This window comes from Streptomyces sp. NPDC000941 (assembly GCF_053599555.1).
On sequence record NZ_JBSFMM010000112.1, the window covers coordinates 19,836 to 37,794 of the forward strand.

The following is a 17,959-nucleotide window of genomic DNA, read 5'->3' on the forward strand; positions in this document are numbered from 1 at the left end:
TTCAGCCTGGGATCCGTACCGTCTCGTCCGTGATCCTGACGCGGTCCCCGGCGGCCGGGCGGTCCGCGATGTCCGGGACGTTGGCGGGCGTCAGCTCCGGGGCGTGGCCCGGCTCGCCGCCCCGGGGGACGGTACGTACGACCTGGCTGGGCGGCAGCTGTCCGCGCCCGTCCAGCCGCTGCCACATCAGGTCCAGCGCCTGCTGGTAGTAGTAGCCCAGCGGTACATAGCGGTTGTCGAAGCCGGGTGCCGTGGAGTCGAAGTGGTGGGCGTTGGTGACCTCGACGTAGGCGACGGTTCCCGCGCCGTGCTGGGCACGGGAGTTGAGGCCCAGATAGGGCCTGGTGCTGTGGTTGACGGGGACCCGGGTGTCGTCGCGGCCGTGCACGATCAGCGCGGGCTTGCCGTGCAGATCGCCGGTGCGCCGGGTGGCGTCAAGGCCCTCGGCGAGCCGCGCCGCCCACTCCCCTTCGGCGCGCGGGGCCTTGTCGAACGCCAGCCGGTAGACGCAGCTCTCGCCGCGCAGGTTGTAGTCGTGGCGGCCGTCCGGGCCCTGGGACCTGGCGTCGGCGACGGGCCCGCCCGGTGAGTTCTCGTCGATCAGCACCCCGGGCGCGGGCGCCCGGCCGGAGCTGGTGCCGAAGGCGGCGGCCAGTTCGGCGGTGCGGTACGGGACGGGGGTGCCCGAGGCGTCGGTGCGGGCCCAGCCGTAGCCGCACAGGGAGTCGGCGACCGAGGCCCGGGCGAAGCTCATCGCGTACGAGGCGGGGGTCTGCGGATCGTAGTGCGCGAGCTGGAGGTAGCTGGACTGCGGCTGGTATCCGGCGCGTACCAGGGCCTCCTGGGCCAGCCGGGGCAGCCCGTCGGGACCCGCACGCTTCGCGTCGCGCCGGGAGATCAGCCGGGGGTCGTCGCCGACGAGGGCGGCGCAGCGGCGGTGGGCGGCCGCGGTGTCCAGGGAGGAGTAGCCGGGCGCGGTGGGCTCGGTGAGCGCGGCGCACGGCTGGAGCAGCGAGGCGAGGGAGCCGTACCGGATCAGCGGCAGTCCGGCGACCGGCACCGCGCGCCCGCCCTGGGTGACCCGTATCCCGTTCAGCGGTGCGAGGTTCAGCTGCGGCTCGGAGGCGACGACCGCGTCGATCAGCCCGCCGTGGTCGTCCTCGCCGGCGGCGACGGCCGCACCGCCGCCGTTGGAGACCCCGGTGGCGATGACGGTGGTGGTGGCGGGCGTATAGCCGGCGCGGGGCGCGCCCTGGCGCCAGTCGCGGTCGAGGAGGGCGAGGGCCAGCTCCACCGAGCGCAGCACATCGCGCCCCCAGGTGGCCTGCGGGTTGGTCTTGGCGTGCGCCATCTTGTACGCGACGCGGTAGGGGTGCTCGGCGTCGAACCGGGCCCGCTCGGCGTCGGTCAGCCCGGCGTCGAACGCGGCGCGGTCCGCCGTCTGCGCCCGGGGGCCGGTCGTGCCGTCGTGGGCCATGACGGTGCCGGAGTGCAGATCGTCGAAGGCCGGGCCCATGCCCTTGTCGGTGTAGGCGACCGCGCAGCGGCGGTGCAGCCCCCAGGCCCCGGCGGTGCCCACCATGTTGTAGACGCCGCCCAGGCCGGAGGCGGGCGCGGCGACGACGCAGGGGCGGGACCTGTCGAAGTCGTCCGGGACCTGGACGACGAAGCTGACGCTGCGTGAGCCGCTGCCCGCCACGGCGCGGTACTCGACGCCCGCGACCTTGCCGTCGCCGGGCACGGGGCGGCCGCGGTCCACATTCGGCCCGTACAGCCGCCCGAGGCCGCCGCCGGACCCGGCGGACAGCCCGGCGGAGGCCCAGATGGCCTGGCGGCGCAGCTCGGCGGCGGTGGGCCGGTCGGGGTCGGCCGGGGCGGGCGGCGCGGCGGCGCGCAGCCCGGAGAAGCCGAGCCCGGCGGTGAGCAGGTCGTCGCTCTCGCCGTCGTACCGTACGGAGTTCAGCGCGCTGATGTAGGAGGGGAGCCCGGCGCGGGGGGCGGCGGGCGCGGCCGTGGCGGCCGGGACGAGGGCGGCGGTGAGCGCCGCGGCCAGCAGCGGCGCGAGCGCGGCCGACCGGCGTACGGGTCTGGGCACGGGTACTCCTCGGATGCCTGGGGGCGAGGTCACAGCGGCAGGGCGCCGGTCAGCAGCGCGGCGGCGGTCATCACGAGCGTGGTGCCGAAGGCCCAGCGGAAGATGAACCGCTGGTGTTCGCCGAGCTGTACGCCGCTCATGCCGAGCAGGATGAAAGTGGACGCGGTGAGCGGGCTGAGCGGGAAGCCGGTGGTCATCTGGCCGAGGACGGCGGCGCGGGCGACCTCGGCCGGGTCGGTACCGAAGGAGTCGGCGGTGCCGGCCAGCACCGGGAGGATGCCGAAGTAGTAGGCGTCGGGGGTGAAGACGAGGCTCAGCGGCATGCTGGTGACCGCAATCAGCACCGGCAGATGGCCGCCGAGGCTGTCGGGGATCACCTCGACCATGGCGTGGGCCATCTTCTCGATCATTCCGGTGCCGGTGAGGATGCCGGTGAACACCCCCGCGGCGAAGATCATGGTGGTGACCAGCACCACGCTGTTGCCGTGCTTCTCCAGCAGGGCCTGCTGCTCCTCCCAGCCGGGGTGGTTGACCAGCAGCGCGATCACGAAGGCGAGGACGAACAGCACGGGCAGCGGCATGACCTCCAGCACCAGGCAGGTCAGCAGGGTGACGGTGAGCAGCAGGTTGAAGACCGTCAGCGCGGTGCCGGCCCGCGTGGCCACCCGGGGCGTACCGGGGCCGTCGCCGACCACCGCCGCCTCGGCCTGCGGCGCGTCGAGCTCACCGAGCCGGCGGCGCTCGCGGCGGCCGATGAAGTACGCGGCCAGCAGCACCCAGGCGATGCCCGCGGCGAGGGCGGGCAGCAGCGGAGTGACCACATCCGAGGTGTCCAGCTTGAGCGCGGCGGCCGCCCGGGCGGTGGGGCCGCCCCACGGCACCAGGTTCATCACGCCCGCGCCCAGGGCGACCACCCCGGCGAGCACCAGCCGGCTCATGCCCAGCCGCTGGTAGACGGGCAGCATGGCGGAGATGGTGATGAGGAAGGTCGACGCACCGTCCCCGTCGAGCGCCACACAGATCGTCAGGGCGGCGGTGCCGACGGTGATGCGCAGCGGGTCTCTGCGGGCGATCCGCAGGATGCCGCGGATCAGCGGTTCGAACAGGCCCGCGTCGACCATCAGGCTGAAGTAGAGCACCGCGAAGGCGATCATGATCCCGGTGGGCGCGACCTTGGACAGCCCGTCCAGCGCCATCGGGCCGAGATCGTCCCCGTATCCGCCGATGACCGCGGCGATCACCGGGGTGAGGACCAGGGCGACCAGGACGGAGACCCGTTTGGTCATGGTGAGCAGCAGGAAGCCGCCGATCGTGCAGAAGCCCAATGCTGCCAACATGGCCCGCTCGCTTTCTCTTACCTCGGACGCGTTGCCGATGAGTTTCCGAGCGGCGAAAGATCCGCGTCCAGCATCGAACACAGATCTCTCTATGCGTTTAGCGCAACAGTTCCCTCGCGCGCCTGTCGCGTCTACTCTCCCGCTTCATGATGGACGTCACTTTGCGCCAGCTCGCGGCCTACGCCGCGGTGGCCCGCGCCGCGAGCTTCACCGCCGCGGCGGCCGACATGCATGTGTCCCAGTCCTCGTTGAGCCGCGCCGTCGCGGACCTGGAGCGCACGCTCGGCATGCGGCTGCTGGAGCGCGACACCCGCAATGTGCAGCTGACCCCGGCCGGGGCCGAGGCGCTGCGCATCGCGGACCAGATCCTGTCCGCCCACCGGGCGGGCCTGGCGCAGCTGGGGCGCTATGTCTCCGGTGAGCGCGGCACGGTGGCGCTGTCGACCCTCCCCTCGGTGGCGGCCGTGCTGCTGCCCCCGGTGATCTCCGCCTTCCGCGCACGGCGCCCGGAGGTGACCGTACGGCTGCTGGACGGGCTCGAACGCCCGGTGCTCGAGCGGGTCGTGGACGGCGACGCGGACTTCGCGGTGTCCACCGTGGCCCGGCGCACGGCCGGGATACGGCTGCGCCCGCTGGTCCGCGACCGGTTCGACGCCGTACTCCCCGAGCTCCATCCGCTCGCCGAGAAGCCCGAGGTGAGCTGGGCGGACCTGGGGCGCGAACCGTTCCTTGCGGTGGGAGCGGACTCCAGCGTGCGCCGGATGACGGACGCGGCCTTCGCCCAGGCGGGCCTGTCGGCGGACCCGGCGGCGGAGGCGTCGAGCGTGGCGACGGTGGGCGGGCTGGTCGCGGCCGGGCTCGGGGTGTCCGCGATGCCCGCGCTGGTGCATCCGCTGGTGCCCCCGGGGAAGCTGGTGCGGCGCCCGCTGGTGGAGCCGGTGGTGGAGCGGCGGCTGCATGTGGTGCTTCCGGCGCGGCGGGCGCTGCCACCGGGGGCGCGCCGCTTTCTGGAGCAGTTGGAGGAGTTGCGCGACGCGGGTCATGGGCTGCCCGACGGGGTCTTCTGGGAGGACGGCGAGGCGTAGTGAACCCTTGCGAGATCCGCATGAATTGATGCCCGTTCATTGCTGGACCCGCATATGGCCGACCCCGCAGCCTGAGCCGTATGGACCGTATGGACAACGACAGCCGCGCGCCTCAGGGACAGCAGGGACTCCGGGGACAGCAGGGACAGCAGGGACAGCTGACCGGCTTGAAGGTGGTGGAGTTCGCCCACGTCGTGGCGGGCCCACTCGCCGGGGCGATGCTCGCCGACCAGGGGGCCGATGTGGTGCATGTGGAGCCCCCGGGTACGGGCGACGCGGCCCGCGCCATGGGGCCCCGGCGCGACGGTGTGCCGCTGTGGTTCAAGGTCGCGGGCCGCAACAAGCGCTCCGTCACCCTGGATCTGCACCACGAGGAGGGGCGGCGGATCGCCCATGACCTCATCGCCTGGGCCGATGTGGTGATCGTGACCCTGCGCGCGGGGCGGCTGCGCGCCTGGGGGTTGGACTGGGAGGCCGTGCACGCGGTCAACCCCAAGGCGATCCTGCTGCAGATCTCCGGCTTCGGCGCGACCTCCTCACGGGCCGACGCCCCCGGGTTCGGCAAGATGGGCGAGGCCCGCAGCGGGGTGGTGCATCTGACCGGATTCCCGGACGGGCCGCCCGTGCACACCGGGTTCTCGCACGGGGACGCGGTCACCGGCCTGATGGGCGCGTTCGCGATCCTGGCCGCACTGCACCGCCGCGACACCGATCCGGACTTCGAGGGCGAGTGGATCGACCTGGCCCTCTTCGAGCCGCTGTTCCGGCTGGTGGAGTGGCAGATCATCGCGTACGACCAGCTCGGCGCGGCCCCGGAGCGGGCCGGCAACCAGCTGGCCGTCGCGCCCGCCGCCGTCATCAACACCTACCGCAGCGGCGACGGCGACTGGCTGACGGTCACCTCGGCCACCACCCGCTCGGTGCTCAATGTGGTGCGGCTGCTGGGCCTGGACGAGGCGGCGTACGCGACCGTGGAGGCGCAGCACGCCGGGCGGGAGCGGCTGGATCACGCGCTGCGCGCGTGGGTTGCGGCGCGCCCGGCGGACGAGTGCCTGGCGGCCTTCGAGCACGCCGAGGTGGTGGCCTCCCGGGTGTTCAGCGCGGCGGACATCGTCGCCGACCCGGTCTACGCCGAACGCGAGGACGTCGTCACCGTCGACGATCCGGACCTCGGCCCGGTCCGGATGCAGGCCGCGCTGCCGCACTTCCGCCGCAACCCCGGCGCGGTGTGGCGCACCGGCCCGGCGCTGGGCGCGGACAACGGCCTGGTGTACGGGGAGTGGCTGGGCATCGACGGGGAGCGGCTGGCGAAGCTGGAGGGCCAAGGTGTCATCTGACCACTCCATCGACCACGACCGGGATCCGGACCGCGAGTTGCTGCGTTCGCTGCTCTTCGTACCGGGCAGCCGGACCGGCTGGCTGCCCAAGGCCGAGGCGGCCGGCGCCGACGCGGCGATCCTCGACCTGGAGGACGCGGTGCCGCAGGGCGCGAAGGAGGCGGCGCGGGAGGCGGTGGCCGAGGCCGTCGAGCGGGCGGCGCGGACACCGGGGCCGATGCGGCTGCTCGTACGGATCAACCCCCTGGACCACGCGGCGGGTTGGGCGGGGGCCGAGGACCTGCGCGCGGTGGTCGGCCCGGGGCTGTACGGCGTGGTGCTGCCGAAGGTGCGCTGCGCCGACGACGTACGGTTCGCCGACCGGCTGCTGGCCTGGTGCGAACGCGAGACGGGCCTGCCGGAGGGGCGGATCGCGCTGGTGCCGCTGCTGGAGACGGCACGCGGACTGCGCGAGGCGTACGACATCGGGCGGGCCGCCGGCCGGGTCGCGCACCTGGGCGCGCTGACCGCCCCGGGCGGGGACGTGGAGCGCGCGGTCGGCTACCGCTGGAGCCCGGGCGGCGAGGAGACCCATCCGCTGCGCGCCCGGGTGCTGCTGGACGCGCGCGCCGCGGGCAGCCCGCATCCGGTGGCCGGGCTGTGGGCGGATGTCGCGGACCTCTCGGGGCTGCGGCGCTTCGCGGAGCAGAACCGGGCGCTGGGGTACGAGGGGATGACGGTGATCCACCCGTCCCATGTGGCGGTGGTCAACGAGGTGTTCTCGCCGGACGCCGAGGAGCTGGCGCGGTGCGAGCGGCTGGTGGCGGCGGTGACGGCGGCCCAGGAACGGGGCGAGGGCGCGGTGTTGTTCGAGGGGCGGATGGTGGACGAGGCGATGGCGGAGACGGCGCGCCGCACCCTGGCCCGGCGGAGATGCCACCCCTGAGACGACCCTGACCGGCCGTCACCGGCCGGTCACTCTCATCCGCCCAGCCTCTTGACGCACCTCGGCAACGTGGTTACACACAATTGGGAGCGCTCCCATACCCCCCACCGAGCCGAGGAGGAACGGCCGTGCGGAGAACGAGGCTTCTGAGAACACTCCTGGCGATCCCGACGCTGGCCCTGACCCTGGCCCTGACCGCGCTGCGGCCCGTGGGCCCCGCACCGGACACCGCACCGGACACCGCGCCCGACACCGCGAAAACCGCGACCACCACCACCGCCGCCGCGCCGGTGCGCATCATGCCGCTGGGCGACTCGATCACCGGCTCGCCCGGATGCTGGCGGGCCGTGCTGTGGAACAAGCTGCAGAGCACCGGCTACACCTCCGTCGACTTCGTCGGGACGCTCGGCCCGCAGGGCTGCGGGGTGCCGTACGACGGCGACAACGAGGGCCACGGCGGTTTCCTGGCGACGGCCGTGGCCCAGCAGAACCAGCTGCCCGGCTGGCTTTCCGCCACGCATCCGGACATCGTTGTCATGCACTTCGGCACCAACGACGTCTGGAGCAATATCGCCCCCGACCGGATCCTGGCCGCCTACAGCACGCTCGTGGACCAGATGCGCCAGAGCAACCCGAACATGAAGGTCCTCGTGGCGCAGATCCTCCCCATGAACCCCGGCTCATGTCCGGAGTGCGCCGCCCGGGTGACGGCGCTCAACGCCCAGATCCCCGGATGGGCGGCCACCAAGAGCACATCGCGCTCCCCCGTGATAGCGGTGGACCAGTGGAGCGGTTTCTCCACGGCCACCGACACCTACGACGGGGTGCACCCCAACGCCACGGGCGACGACAAGATAGCCGCGCGCTGGTACCCCGCGCTCACCAAGCTGCTGACCCCTGGTCTGACGGACCGGGCCCCGAGCACCCCCGGGAGTCGATGATGCGCAGCCCCACCCGCACCCGCGTCGTCGCGCAGGGCAAGCAGAACCGGCTCATCTGTGTGCTGGAGGCCCATGACACCACGGGCTACGGCGAACAGAGCGGGGCGGTCACCCTCGCCCGCGCCGCCGACTACTGGATCGGTGTCCGCTCCGCCCTGGCCGGTCAGGAGAACTACGCCGTCGTCAACCTCGGCAACGAGCCGTACGGCAACAACAACGCCGCCGCCTGGACCGCGGACACCAAGGCCGCCATCGCGAAGCTGCGCGCCGCCGGGATCCACAACGCGCTGATGGCCGACGCCCCCAACTGGGGCCAGGACTGGACCTTCACCATGCGCGACAACGCGGCCTCGGTGCTGGCCGCCGACCCGGACCGCAACACGGTGTTCTCCATCCACATGTACGGCGTGTTCGACACCGCGGCCGAGGTCAAGGACTATCTGACCCGCTTCGTCAACGCCAAACTGCCCATCGTGGTGGGCGAGTTCGGCCATAACCACTCCGACGGCAACCCGGACGAGGACGCGATCATGGCCACCGCGCAGTCGCTCGGGCTCGGCTATCTGGGCTGGTCCTGGAGCGGCAACAGCGGCGGGGTCGAATACCTCGACATGACCACCGACTTCGACCCGGCCGCACTCACCAGCTGGGGCCAGCGGATCTTCAAGCGCGTAGGCGGCATCGCCGCCACGGCCAAGGAAGCCACGGTCTACCGCTCCTGACCCGCACGCCTGAAACACCTCCGCCCGACACCCGCGCCGGCCGGACACCGGCCGCGACAGAAAGGTCCGCCATGCCCGCTCGCCCCCGTCCGCGCGGCGCCCGCGGCGCCGCCGCTCTGCTGGCCGGCGCGCTGCTGCTGATCGCCGCCCCAGCCGCTCCGGCCACCTCGGCCACCCAGGCCACCCCCGCGACCCCGGCCGCCGCGGCAGCGCCCTCCGCCGTCCAGGTCAACCAGCTGGGATATCTGCCCTCCGGCCCCAAGCGCGCCACCGTCGTCACCCCCGCCACCACCGCGCTGCCCTGGCAGCTGCGGGACGCCGCGGGTGCGGTGGCCGCCTCGGGCACCACCACCGTGCACGGCGCCGACACCGCTTCGGGCGACGCCACGCACCTGGTCGACTTCTCCTCGTACCAGGGCACGGGCACCGGTTACACGCTCACCGTGGACGGCCGGGCGAGCCATCCCTTCGACATCCACGCGGATCTGTACGACGCGCTGCGCTCGGACGCGATGTCCTTCTTCTACCAGCAGCGCAGCGGCATCCCGATCCAGGCGTCGCTGGCGGGGGCGGCGTACGCCCGGCCCGCGGGACACCTGGGTATCGCGCCGAACAAGGGGGACACGAGTGTCCCGTGCCAGACCGGGGTGTGCGACTACTCCCGGGATGTCCGCGGCGGCTGGTACGACGCCGGTGACCAGGGCAAGTACGTGGTCAACGGCGGCATCGCGGTATGGCAGACGGTGAACTCCTTCGAGCGCGCCAAGCGCTCGGGACACGAGTCGGCGCTCGGGGACGCCACGCTGCGGGTGCCCGAGCGCGGCAACCGGGTCCCCGATGTACTGGACGAGGCCCGCTGGGAGCTGGAGTTCCTGATGCGGATGCAGATCCCGGAGGGCAAGCCGCGGGCGGGCATGGCGTTCCACAAGATCCATGACGCGCAGTGGACCGGTCTGCCCACCCGGCCCGAGCAGGACTCCCAGCCGCGTGAGCTGCACGCCCCGTCGACCGCCGCCACGCTCAACCTGGCGGCGGTGGCGGCCCAGTGTGCCCGGGTGTTCGCGCCGTACGACAAGGCCTTCGCCGCCCGCTGTCTGGCCTCCGCCCGCCGCGCCTGGACCGCGGCGAAGGCCAACCCGAACGTGCTCGCCCCGGATTCGGACGGCACCGGTGGCGGGGCGTACGGGGACACTCGGGTCGACGACGAGTTCTACTGGGCGGCGGCCGAGCTCTACGCGACCACCGGGGAGAGCCCGTACCGGGACGCGGTCGTCTCCTCGCCCTTCCACACCTCGGCCGACGCCTTCACCCCGCTCGGCTTCGCCTGGCCCGACACCGCGGCCCTCGGCCGGATCACCCTGGCCACCGTCCCGAACGGCCTGGCCGCCGACGACCGGGCGCGCGTCCGCGCCTCGGTGGTCTCGGCCGCCGACGGCTATCTGGACGCCATGGCCCGCCAGGGCTACGCGGTGCCGCTGCCGGAGGACGGCTATGTGTGGGGCTCCAACGGCCAGGTGGGCAACAACGCGACCGTCATCGCCGTCGCGTACGAGCTCACCGGCCACCGGCGCTACCGCGACGGGGCGCTGGAGACGCTGGACTATCTGCTCGGGCGCAACGCGCTGGGCCAGTCCTATGTGTCCGGCTACGGCGAGCAGGCGTCCCACAACCAGCACCACCGTTTCTGGGCCCACCAAGCGGACGCCTCGCTGCCCAACCCGCCCGCCGGGTCGCTCGCGGGCGGCCCGGACTCGGCCCTCCAGGACCCGGTGGCGCAAGAGAAGCTGCCGGGGTGTGCGGCGGCCAAGTGCTACATCGACGACATCGGCTCGTACTCGACCAACGAGGTGGCGATCAACTGGAACGCCCCGCTGGCCTGGCTGGTCGCGTTCGCCGCGGAGCGCTGAGCGGGGCTGAGAGCCCGCCGCCCCAGCGGCGGGCTCACCATATGACCTCCCGGCACGCCGCCCAGTGCACGTTGCCCATGTTCGGCTGCAGCAGCTCCGAGAGCCTGGTCTCCCTCGTCACCGTCACCGGATTGCCCATGATCGTCAGACCGTCGGGCGGGAGGAGCGAGTAGTCCAGGACCCGTTCGCCCGGTGCGACGATCTCGGTGGGGAACAGCGGCCGAGTGCCGAGCTCGATGAGGTTGGCCGTCTTGTCGCTGAGGGTCTCGCCATGGTGGACGTACAGGAAGAGGCTTGTCCCCTTCGGGACCGTGATCAGGGCCTCTTCGCCCGGACGGAGGTCATCCGACCAGATGATGCCATGGCCGCTGAGGACGGTCTCGCCGTCCGGCCGCCCCGGCGCGCACGGGCAGAGGCCCAGCGGGTCGACCCAGGCGTGCGGGTTCGCCACATACGCGACGGGGTTGGGCGCGGCGGCCAGGCCGAGTGGGTCGGGGCTGGTGTAGCGGGCGGTCTCGGGGTCGTAGTAGCGGAACCGGTTGTAGTGGAGTCCGGTTTCCGGGTCGTGGTACTGACCGGGGAAGCGCAGTGGCGTATGCGCCTCCCCGGCCGCCCCGGCCGCCCCGGCCTCCCCGGCCGCCCCGGGGCCGGTCGCGCCCCACAGGGTGGCGTGGTGGCGCGCGACGATGTCGCCGTTCTCGTCGAGGAGTTCACGGGGGGTGCCCACCAGGTCGGTGACGATGGCGAAGAATCTTCGGTCGATCTCCCGGCGCCCCATGTCGTCGGTGACGCGCTCGGTCTGGGCGACCGGGCGGAGCCCGTCGTGGTCCCAGGTGAGGGTGGTCGGCTCGGGCCTGGCCTGCCCGGTGGTGGTCTGCTCGACGAGCGTGGAGCCGTCCCAGACGAAGTCCACGCGCTCGACGACGGTTTCGCCGTCGGCGGCGAGCCGCTGTTTGGCGGTGCGCCGGCCCAGCGGGTCGTACAGATAGCGCCAGACGGTGCCGTCGGGGGTGGTGACGGAGGTCAACCGGTCCTCCGCGTCCCATGCGTACCGCCAGGTGTCCGGCTTGCGCGACAGCCTGTTCCGCTGCCGCAAGGTGATCCGGCCCGCCGCGTCGTACTCGTACCGGACACGTCCCGCGCGGGTGACCCGCGTGCCGGTGTACGTGCGGGGGCCGGTGGCGTCGGAGTGCGAGGCGAACGGCGCGGGCCAGGAGGCGTAGGTCTGGTTGCCCGTCTCGTCGTACGCGTAGCTCTCGCCCCGCCCGCCGGGCGCGTGGACGTCCGTGACCCGGCCCGCCGGGTCGAGTTCGAAGCCGTGGGCGCCGCGCAGCTGGTCGGCGACTCCGGTCAGATGGCCGTCGGCGCGGTAGGTGTACTCGCGGCGCTGCACGGTGGCGGCCTCTTCGGCGGGCTGGGGGTGGCTGGTCAGGATCTGCTCGGCCAGCCGGCCGGCCGGGTCCCAGACCTGTGCGAGTGTGGCGGCGCGGTCGATGCGGCGGGTGGTCTCGCGGCCGGACTCGTCGTACGCGGAGGCGATGGTGTGGCCGCCGGCCTTGAGCGTGGTGCGGTGGCCGGCGGCGTCGTACGCGAAGGAGGACAGCGCGCCGGAGGGGGTGACGCGCCGGACGGGCCGGCCGAGCGCGTCGTAGGTGTGCGCCAGGACCCGTCCGCCGGACAGCTCCGACTTGACCCGGCCCATCAGGTCGCGGTGGAAGGCGAGTTGCGCATCCGGGCCCTCGGCCGACGCAAGCCGGCCCGCCGGGTCCCAGTCGAAGGTGATGACCCGGCCGTCCGCCGCCTTGCGCACGATCCGGCCCATGGGGTCCCGGGCGAAGTCGACCGTCTGGCCGAGGGCGTTGGTGCGTGAGACGACCCGGCCGGCGACGTCGTACCGGTAGGTGGACGTACGGCCGTCGAAGTCGGTCTCGCTCACCGGGCGGCCCGCCGGGTCGTACTCATAGGTCCAGGTGAGGCCCTGCGGGTCGGTCACCCGGGTGAGGCGCAGCCGGGTGTCGTAGGCGTACTCGACGCGGGCGCCGTCGGGCCCGGTGCGGGCCGCCACCAGGTCGAAGTGGGTGTACTCGTACGAGGTCGCCTGGCCCAGGGCGTCGGTGTACGCGACGCAGTTGCCCTCGCCGTCGTAACACCAGCTCTGGCGTCCAGCGCCTGGGTCGGTGTGCGCGGCGAGCCTGCCCTCGACCGTCCACTCCATGCGGGTGGTGGCGCCGAGCGGGTCGGTGACGGTGGTCGGGCGGCCGAAGGCGTCGCGGTGGTAGGCGGTGGTGGCGCCCAGCGGGTCGGTGATCTCCAGCGGCAGGCCGGCCGTGTCGCAGCGGACCCGGGTGGTCCCGCCGAGCGGGTCGATCACCGAGGTCAGGGCGCCGCGCTCGTCGTAGGTGCAGCGGGTGGTGTGGCCGGCGGGGTCCGTGGTGGCGGTGCGGTTTCCGCGTTCGTCGTAGGTGTGGCGCCACACCGTTCCGTCGGCGTCGGTGATCTCCACCGGCAGCCCCAGAGGGTTGCGGGCGATGGTGCGGGTGTGGCCGTCCGGTGTGGTCAGCCGGGCCAGGCGGCCGGCCTCGTCGTAGGCGTAGCGGGTGGTGTGCCCGAGCGCGTCGGTGTGGGCCAGCGGGCGGCCGTGGCGGTCGGGCCTGGTACGGACGGTGTTGCCGAGCGGATCGGTGACGGCGACGATCCGGCAGCGGTCGTCGACCAGATAGCGGGTGGTGTGCCCTTCGGGGGTGCGGACCGCGGTGACCCGGTGGCCGGTGTCCGGGTCGACGCCGTCACCGGCGCCGGCACCGTCGTAGTCTATGCACATCGACACATGGCCTTCGGTGCCACCCTCGGACACGACGCGGTCGCGCTCGTCGTAGACGTACTCGTAGCGTCGGCGGTTGGTGTCCACCCAGGCGATGACCCGGTGGTCGCTGTCGTACTCGAAGCGCAGCGGGAGGCCGCTGGAGCCGGTGACCTCGGTCAGGTCGCCGTCGGTGTAGCCGTAGCGGACCAGTTCGGTGTCGCCCAGGCGCAGGACGGTGATCCGCCCGCCCTCGGTGGCGAACGTCAGGTGGTAGCCGCCGTCGTGGACGATGCCGGTGGGGGTGCCGTCGGAGTCGTAGGTGAAGGTGAGGCGGTGCCCGTTGCGGTCGGAGATCTCGGTCAGCGGCGCCTCGCCGTCCCCGCCGGGCGGCACGCCCTCGGGGCCCGTATAGCGCCGGACGTGGCCGGTGTCCGGGTCGGTGACGGTGTAGTCGCCGTCGGGAGTGCGCTCCAGCGGCCACCGCGGGCCCAGTTCGGGCAGCGTCGGCACACCGGGGGCGGGATGCGGATAGGACAGCAGCAGTCCATCGGCGCCGACGAGGACGACGCCCCGGTCAAGGATCTCCAGGCGCTGATCGGCCGTGCTCGACCACGAGGGGCCGAACCACCGCCCGGCGCGGTAGCCGGACTCGGCCCTGCGCTGGAACACCAGCGGCAGCAGGCCCGGCAGGGACACATCGGTCTGCGGCAGGTACATCTTCCCGGTGGCCAGGTCCACCGGGTCGGTGTGGCCGTGAGTCTTGGCGTGGTCGGGCACGCTGTGCGGTGCGGCACCGTCCTTCTTGAGCTGTGCGTGGCCGCCGAACTTCCCCTTCCAGCTGCTGGGTATCCAGCCCCTGCCCGGCACCCGTTCGGCGATCCTGGCGAGGTCCTTGCCCGCGGTGGCGAGCGACCGCACACCCCCGAGACCCTTGGTACCGACCAGATCGGGCACCAGTCTCCCCAGACCCTCCGCGGGGTCCTTTTCGAAGGAGTCCCACATGGCCCTCGCCGCCGTATGCGGGTCGTTCGCCATCCGGAGCAGACCGGCGGCGGTGTCGTTGAGGCGGGTGACGTATTCGGCGGGGTGGGTGAGGTTGTAGGGGTCCAGAGCGTTCACGGAGCGGACGAAGTTCACCAGCCCCGCCGTACCCTTGACCACGCCGCCGACGAAGTGGCTCCCGTCCAGCCGCAGCCCCTCCACCCCGTCCGCCGCCCGCCGGAGGTACGAGGGTTTACGCGGGGCCTTGTCGCGCGCCGCCGCCACCGCCCGCTGAGCGGTGAGGTGTGCCGTGTCCCGCTGCCGCCGCGCCTCGCCGAGGATGTCCTGGGCCGCCTCGATATCGGCGCTGCCGGGGCCATGACCGGCGGACGGCCGGGGCTGGGCGGGGTGGGCGGCGCGGGCCTCCTCGGAGGCCTTCCTGCCCCTGCGGTAGGTGCGTACGGCGTCGTCGGCCTGCTTCTGGGCCCACTCCACCGTCTCGGCGAACTCGCGCAGCGCCGCGGCCGCCTTTCCGCAGGCGTCGGCCGCCACGTACCACTTCTTCGGCTCGGCGGACACCTGCCCGGCGAAGGCCGCGGCGGACCGTCCCTTCAAGGTGTCGAGGGCGTGGGGGCCGACGCCTTGGAGCCCCTTGCCGACGTCGTTGAAGGCGTTCTCGAAGGTGGTCAGGTGGTCGGCCGTGGCCCGCAGCTTGTCGGGGCTGCCGTGGACGAGCTGCTTGGGGTCGTCGGTCTGGTCGAGACCCATCTCCTCGACGTCCGCGCCCAGCGCGCTCGCGGCCGAGTCGGACGTACGCCGGAGCCAGTCGGCCCCGCCGGACCAGCCCATGTCGTCCAGCCGGTCGGCGGTGAAGTCGCCCGCCCCGTCGATGGCCTCGCCGACGTATCCCACCTGGTCGTCGACGAAGCGCTGCACCGGATCAGGTATGAAATCCCCGAGTCCCACCGCGTGTACCCCCGTACGTGTGCTGGTGCCGCGATGAGCCTACTTGCGCGACGGGCCGCCGAGAACGCGCAGGCCACGGGTTTGAGCAGGTTCTGAGGAAGCGGGTACGCGACCGGCCCGCGGGGATGGTGTCCCCGCGAGCCGGGTGGGTGTGCGGTGGCTGCCCAGCCTCCGGGGCTCAGCGGGGCAGCTGCGCCTCGATCGCCGCGACGACCTCGGCCGCCTCCGGCTCGGTCCGCGGCCGGAACCTGGCGACGACCTCGCCGCGCGGCGAGACCAGGAACTTCTCGAAGTTCCACTGGACGTCGCCCGCCTCGCCCGCGTCGTCCGCGGTCGTCGTCAGCTCGGCGTACAGCGGATGCCGCCCCTCGCCGTTGACCTCGATCTTCTCCATGAGCGGAAAGGAGACTCCGTACGTGGTGGAGCAGAAGGTCTGAATCTCCTCACCGCTCCCGGGCTCCTGGCCGGCGAACTGGTTGCAGGGGAAGCCCAGCACGGTGAAGCCGCGCTCGGCGTAGCGCTGCTGCAGCCGCTCCAGGCCCTCGTACTGCGGGGTCAGCCCACACTTGGAGGCCACGTTGACCAGCAGCAGCGCCGTGTCCTGGTGCGCGCCGAGGGTGGTGGGCTCGCCGGAGAGGGTGTGCAGGGGAATGTCGTACAGACTCATCGGTGCAACTCGCCTTCGTCGTTCCGTCTTCGTCGTTCCGTCGGTGCATGGCAAATCTATGCGCTGCCGTCGGCCGTCTGCGGTTACGCTCGGTGGTCCGGGGCATCAGGGCAGCGAGAGCTCGTCAAGGGGGATGTGTGTCACGGGACGAGGAAGCCGTCGTCGGCAGGCTGCTCATCGTGGAATACGAACAGGTGAAGGAGGAACAGCGGGCGCGTATCGGGTTCCGGGACAATCTGCTCTACGCCACGCTCGCCTCCATGGCGGCCATCATCACCTTCTCGCTGCAAGGCGGCGGCCGGCCCGAACTGCTTCTGCTGCTGCCCCCGGCCTCGGTGCTGCTGGGCTGGACCTATCTGGTCAACGACGAAAAGATCTCGGCCATCGGCCGCTACATACGCCAGGACCTCGACCCACGGCTGGCCACACTGGCCCCCGACCGGACGCGGGTCTTCGGCTGGGAGACGGCCCACCGCGACGACCGCCGCCGGATCTCCAGAAAGCGGCTGCAACTCGCCGCCGACCTGCTGCTCTTCGCCGTGGCGCCGATCGCCGCCCTGATCGTCTACTGGACCAGCGGCCCGGCCAAGGCACCGCTCGTCGCGATCTCGGTGGCCGAAACCCTGCTGATCGCGGTGTTGACGGTGCAAATCGTGCTGTACGCGGATCTGCACCGGCCGTGACAGCAGGGAACTGCTCGGACATGCGCGACCTAAGACTTATCCCGTATGTGTGTACGGGGGCGGCCGGTGTGCGATCGTGTCGTTCCGGCGTGGGCCTTGGGCCGCTGGGGTGCGGGTCGGGTCTCATCCGGGGTTGCCACGGTGCAGGGTCCGGCGTTTCGCCGAGCAGAGGCCGTCCGTTGCCGGGGAAGGGTGTTCCTTCGGGGATCGGCTGCCGCGCGGGTCCGGCCCGAGGGCGCGGACTTCGGTGCGGTTGACTCGGTCAGGGCTTCTTGCAGCCCTTGGGCGAAGAGGATCTGGGCGGCCCGTGCGCGGGTGTGGTCCAGGCGGGCGGTGGTGGGGTCGTCGGGGTCGGTGAGGGCGGTGAAGGTAGCCAGGGCGGCGGAGACCAGGTCGCGGTCGCCTTTGAGTCCGCAGCCGCCTTCGGCCGGGTCGCAGTGATGGGTGCGCTGGCGCAGGGACTTGGGTACGCGTCGGCCGCACAGGCAGTGCTGGGACAGGGCAGTGGTGAAGGTCGAGGCGCGCAGGAGTCGTCCGCCGGTAGCCGTGCACTCGGCGGCGAGTGCGGCGATCAGCCGTCCGGGGGTGGTGGCGGAGCAGGCGCGGCCCCACAGGCGGAACCAGGTACGGATGTCGCAATCCTCGACGGTCAGGTTCGGACCGTGGACGGCGACCAGATGAGCGGCGATCTTCTTCGCGCGGTGGTGGGATGCCTCGGCCGCGCTCGCGGCCGCGGCACTGTGGCGGGCCCGCAGACTGCGGTAGCCGGTGCTGAGCGTGTCGCGGCGGTAGGCCTGCCGGGGTCTTCCGGTCGCGGTGGTGCGCCGGGGTCCGGCGGGGACGGTGACGGCCTTCAGGGGCAGACCTGCTGCCTGTCGGCGTTCGTCGCGGGCCTTCTGACGCCGGGAGCGCTGATACTGCTGGGAGTTGGAGGCGCGCCGCGAACGGTCAAGAGCGCGCTGGCGCCCCCGGGCCTTCTTGCGCCCTGCGGCCAGGGCATCTTGCTCCTGCTCGGTCAGGGTGATCCGGTCGGAGCGCACGCCGCCGTCATCGGGGTCGAGTGTGGAGGGCAGGGAGACGACGGCGAGGTTGGAGACGTTGCCGTCCACCCCGCCGACCCTGTTCAGGGTGGCGGCCTGGCAGCGCCGGGTACGGGTGGCGGCGGAGGCGTAGCCAGGGGCGAGGACCATCAGATGGGCCTCATAGGCCCAGCCGCCCGGGACGGCGGGATCCCGCCTGCGCACCAGATCGATCTTGTGCCAGCGGCTCGGGTCGTTCAGGTAGTGCAGCAGATAGGGCCAGCGTCCGGCGCCCTGTGCCAGCCGCACCGGCAAGACGATGTCCCCACGTCCGGTGGGCCCTCCGGCGAAGACGAGGGTCAGCGGCCCGGTGTGGTCGAACCAGGTCGCCGCCCTGCTGCGCGGGCGCCGGTGGGCATTGGTCGTCCCGGTGAGGACGTGCCCGGTGGGCCGGGCGGGGGCGGGCATGCGGTGCGGCTGCTCCAGCAGAT

The 17,959-nt window shown here is 72.6% G+C and carries 12 protein-coding genes; 7 read left to right on the plus strand and 5 right to left on the minus strand.

The features are described from left to right. Nucleotide 1: 1 nt before the first annotated feature. Both ACWDSL_RS30700 and ACWDSL_RS30705 read right to left on the minus strand, forming a co-directional pair. A complete protein-coding gene (locus ACWDSL_RS30700) occupies nucleotides 2-2,095 on the minus strand; it encodes a 3-hydroxybutyrate oligomer hydrolase family protein (RefSeq protein WP_450490923.1) in 2,094 nt (697 codons plus the stop codon). A 29-nt stretch (nucleotides 2,096-2,124) separates the two neighbouring features. Further along, complete coding sequence (locus ACWDSL_RS30705; protein ID WP_450490924.1) at nucleotides 2,125-3,432, minus strand: CitMHS family transporter; 1,308 nt, start codon at nucleotides 3,430-3,432, stop codon at nucleotides 2,125-2,127. A gap of 149 nt (nucleotides 3,433-3,581) precedes the next feature. Between ACWDSL_RS30705 and ACWDSL_RS30710 the strand changes: the two genes are divergently transcribed. The 6 genes from ACWDSL_RS30710 (at nucleotide 3,582) to ACWDSL_RS30735 (ending at nucleotide 10,349) form a co-directional block, all read left to right on the plus strand. Further along, complete coding sequence (locus ACWDSL_RS30710; RefSeq protein ID WP_450490942.1) at nucleotides 3,582-4,517, plus strand: LysR substrate-binding domain-containing protein; 936 nt, start codon at nucleotides 3,582-3,584, stop codon at nucleotides 4,515-4,517. An 80-nt stretch (nucleotides 4,518-4,597) separates the two neighbouring features. Then, on the plus strand, nucleotides 4,598-5,854 hold the full coding sequence (locus tag ACWDSL_RS30715; RefSeq protein WP_450490926.1) for a CaiB/BaiF CoA transferase family protein: 1,257 nt from the start codon (nucleotides 4,598-4,600) through the stop codon (nucleotides 5,852-5,854). Then, a complete protein-coding gene (locus ACWDSL_RS30720) occupies nucleotides 5,844-6,779 on the plus strand; it encodes an HpcH/HpaI aldolase/citrate lyase family protein (protein WP_450490928.1) in 936 nt (311 codons plus the stop codon). Before ACWDSL_RS30715 ends, ACWDSL_RS30720 begins: the two co-directional genes overlap by 11 nt. A 128-nt stretch (nucleotides 6,780-6,907) precedes the next feature. Further along, complete coding sequence (locus tag ACWDSL_RS30725) at nucleotides 6,908-7,720, plus strand: SGNH/GDSL hydrolase family protein (protein WP_450490930.1); 813 nt, start codon at nucleotides 6,908-6,910, stop codon at nucleotides 7,718-7,720. Beyond that, nucleotides 7,720-8,442 (plus strand): glycoside hydrolase family 5 protein, encoded by a 723-nt coding sequence (locus ACWDSL_RS30730; protein ID WP_450490932.1) that lies wholly within the window; start codon nucleotides 7,720-7,722, stop codon nucleotides 8,440-8,442. The genes ACWDSL_RS30725 and ACWDSL_RS30730 overlap by 1 nt, the downstream gene beginning before the upstream one ends. A 71-nt stretch (nucleotides 8,443-8,513) precedes the next feature. Further along, complete coding sequence (locus tag ACWDSL_RS30735) at nucleotides 8,514-10,349, plus strand: glycoside hydrolase family 9 protein (protein WP_450490934.1); 1,836 nt, start codon at nucleotides 8,514-8,516, stop codon at nucleotides 10,347-10,349. 34 nt (nucleotides 10,350-10,383) lie between these two features. On the opposite strand, the gene ACWDSL_RS30740 is transcribed toward ACWDSL_RS30735, so the two are convergent. After that, the gene (locus ACWDSL_RS30740) at nucleotides 10,384-15,099 is read right to left on the minus strand and encodes a putative T7SS-secreted protein (protein ID WP_450490936.1); all 4,716 of its coding nucleotides are present in this window, start codon (nucleotides 15,097-15,099) and stop codon (nucleotides 10,384-10,386) included. Nucleotides 15,100-15,277: 178 nt separating this feature from the next. Beyond that, entirely contained in the window at nucleotides 15,278-15,766 is a 489-nt protein-coding gene (locus tag ACWDSL_RS30745) for a glutathione peroxidase (RefSeq protein WP_450490938.1), read from the minus strand. Between the two features lie 137 nt (nucleotides 15,767-15,903). On the opposite strand from ACWDSL_RS30745, the gene ACWDSL_RS30750 reads away from it, so the two are divergent. Then, the gene (locus tag ACWDSL_RS30750; protein WP_385613164.1) at nucleotides 15,904-16,449 is read left to right on the plus strand and encodes a hypothetical protein; all 546 of its coding nucleotides are present in this window, start codon (nucleotides 15,904-15,906) and stop codon (nucleotides 16,447-16,449) included. A gap of 29 nt (nucleotides 16,450-16,478) precedes the next feature. Here ACWDSL_RS30750 and ACWDSL_RS30755 read toward each other — a convergent pair. Beyond that, on the minus strand, nucleotides 16,479-17,959 hold a 1,481-nt coding region (locus tag ACWDSL_RS30755; protein ID WP_450490940.1), incomplete at its 5' end, for a transposase.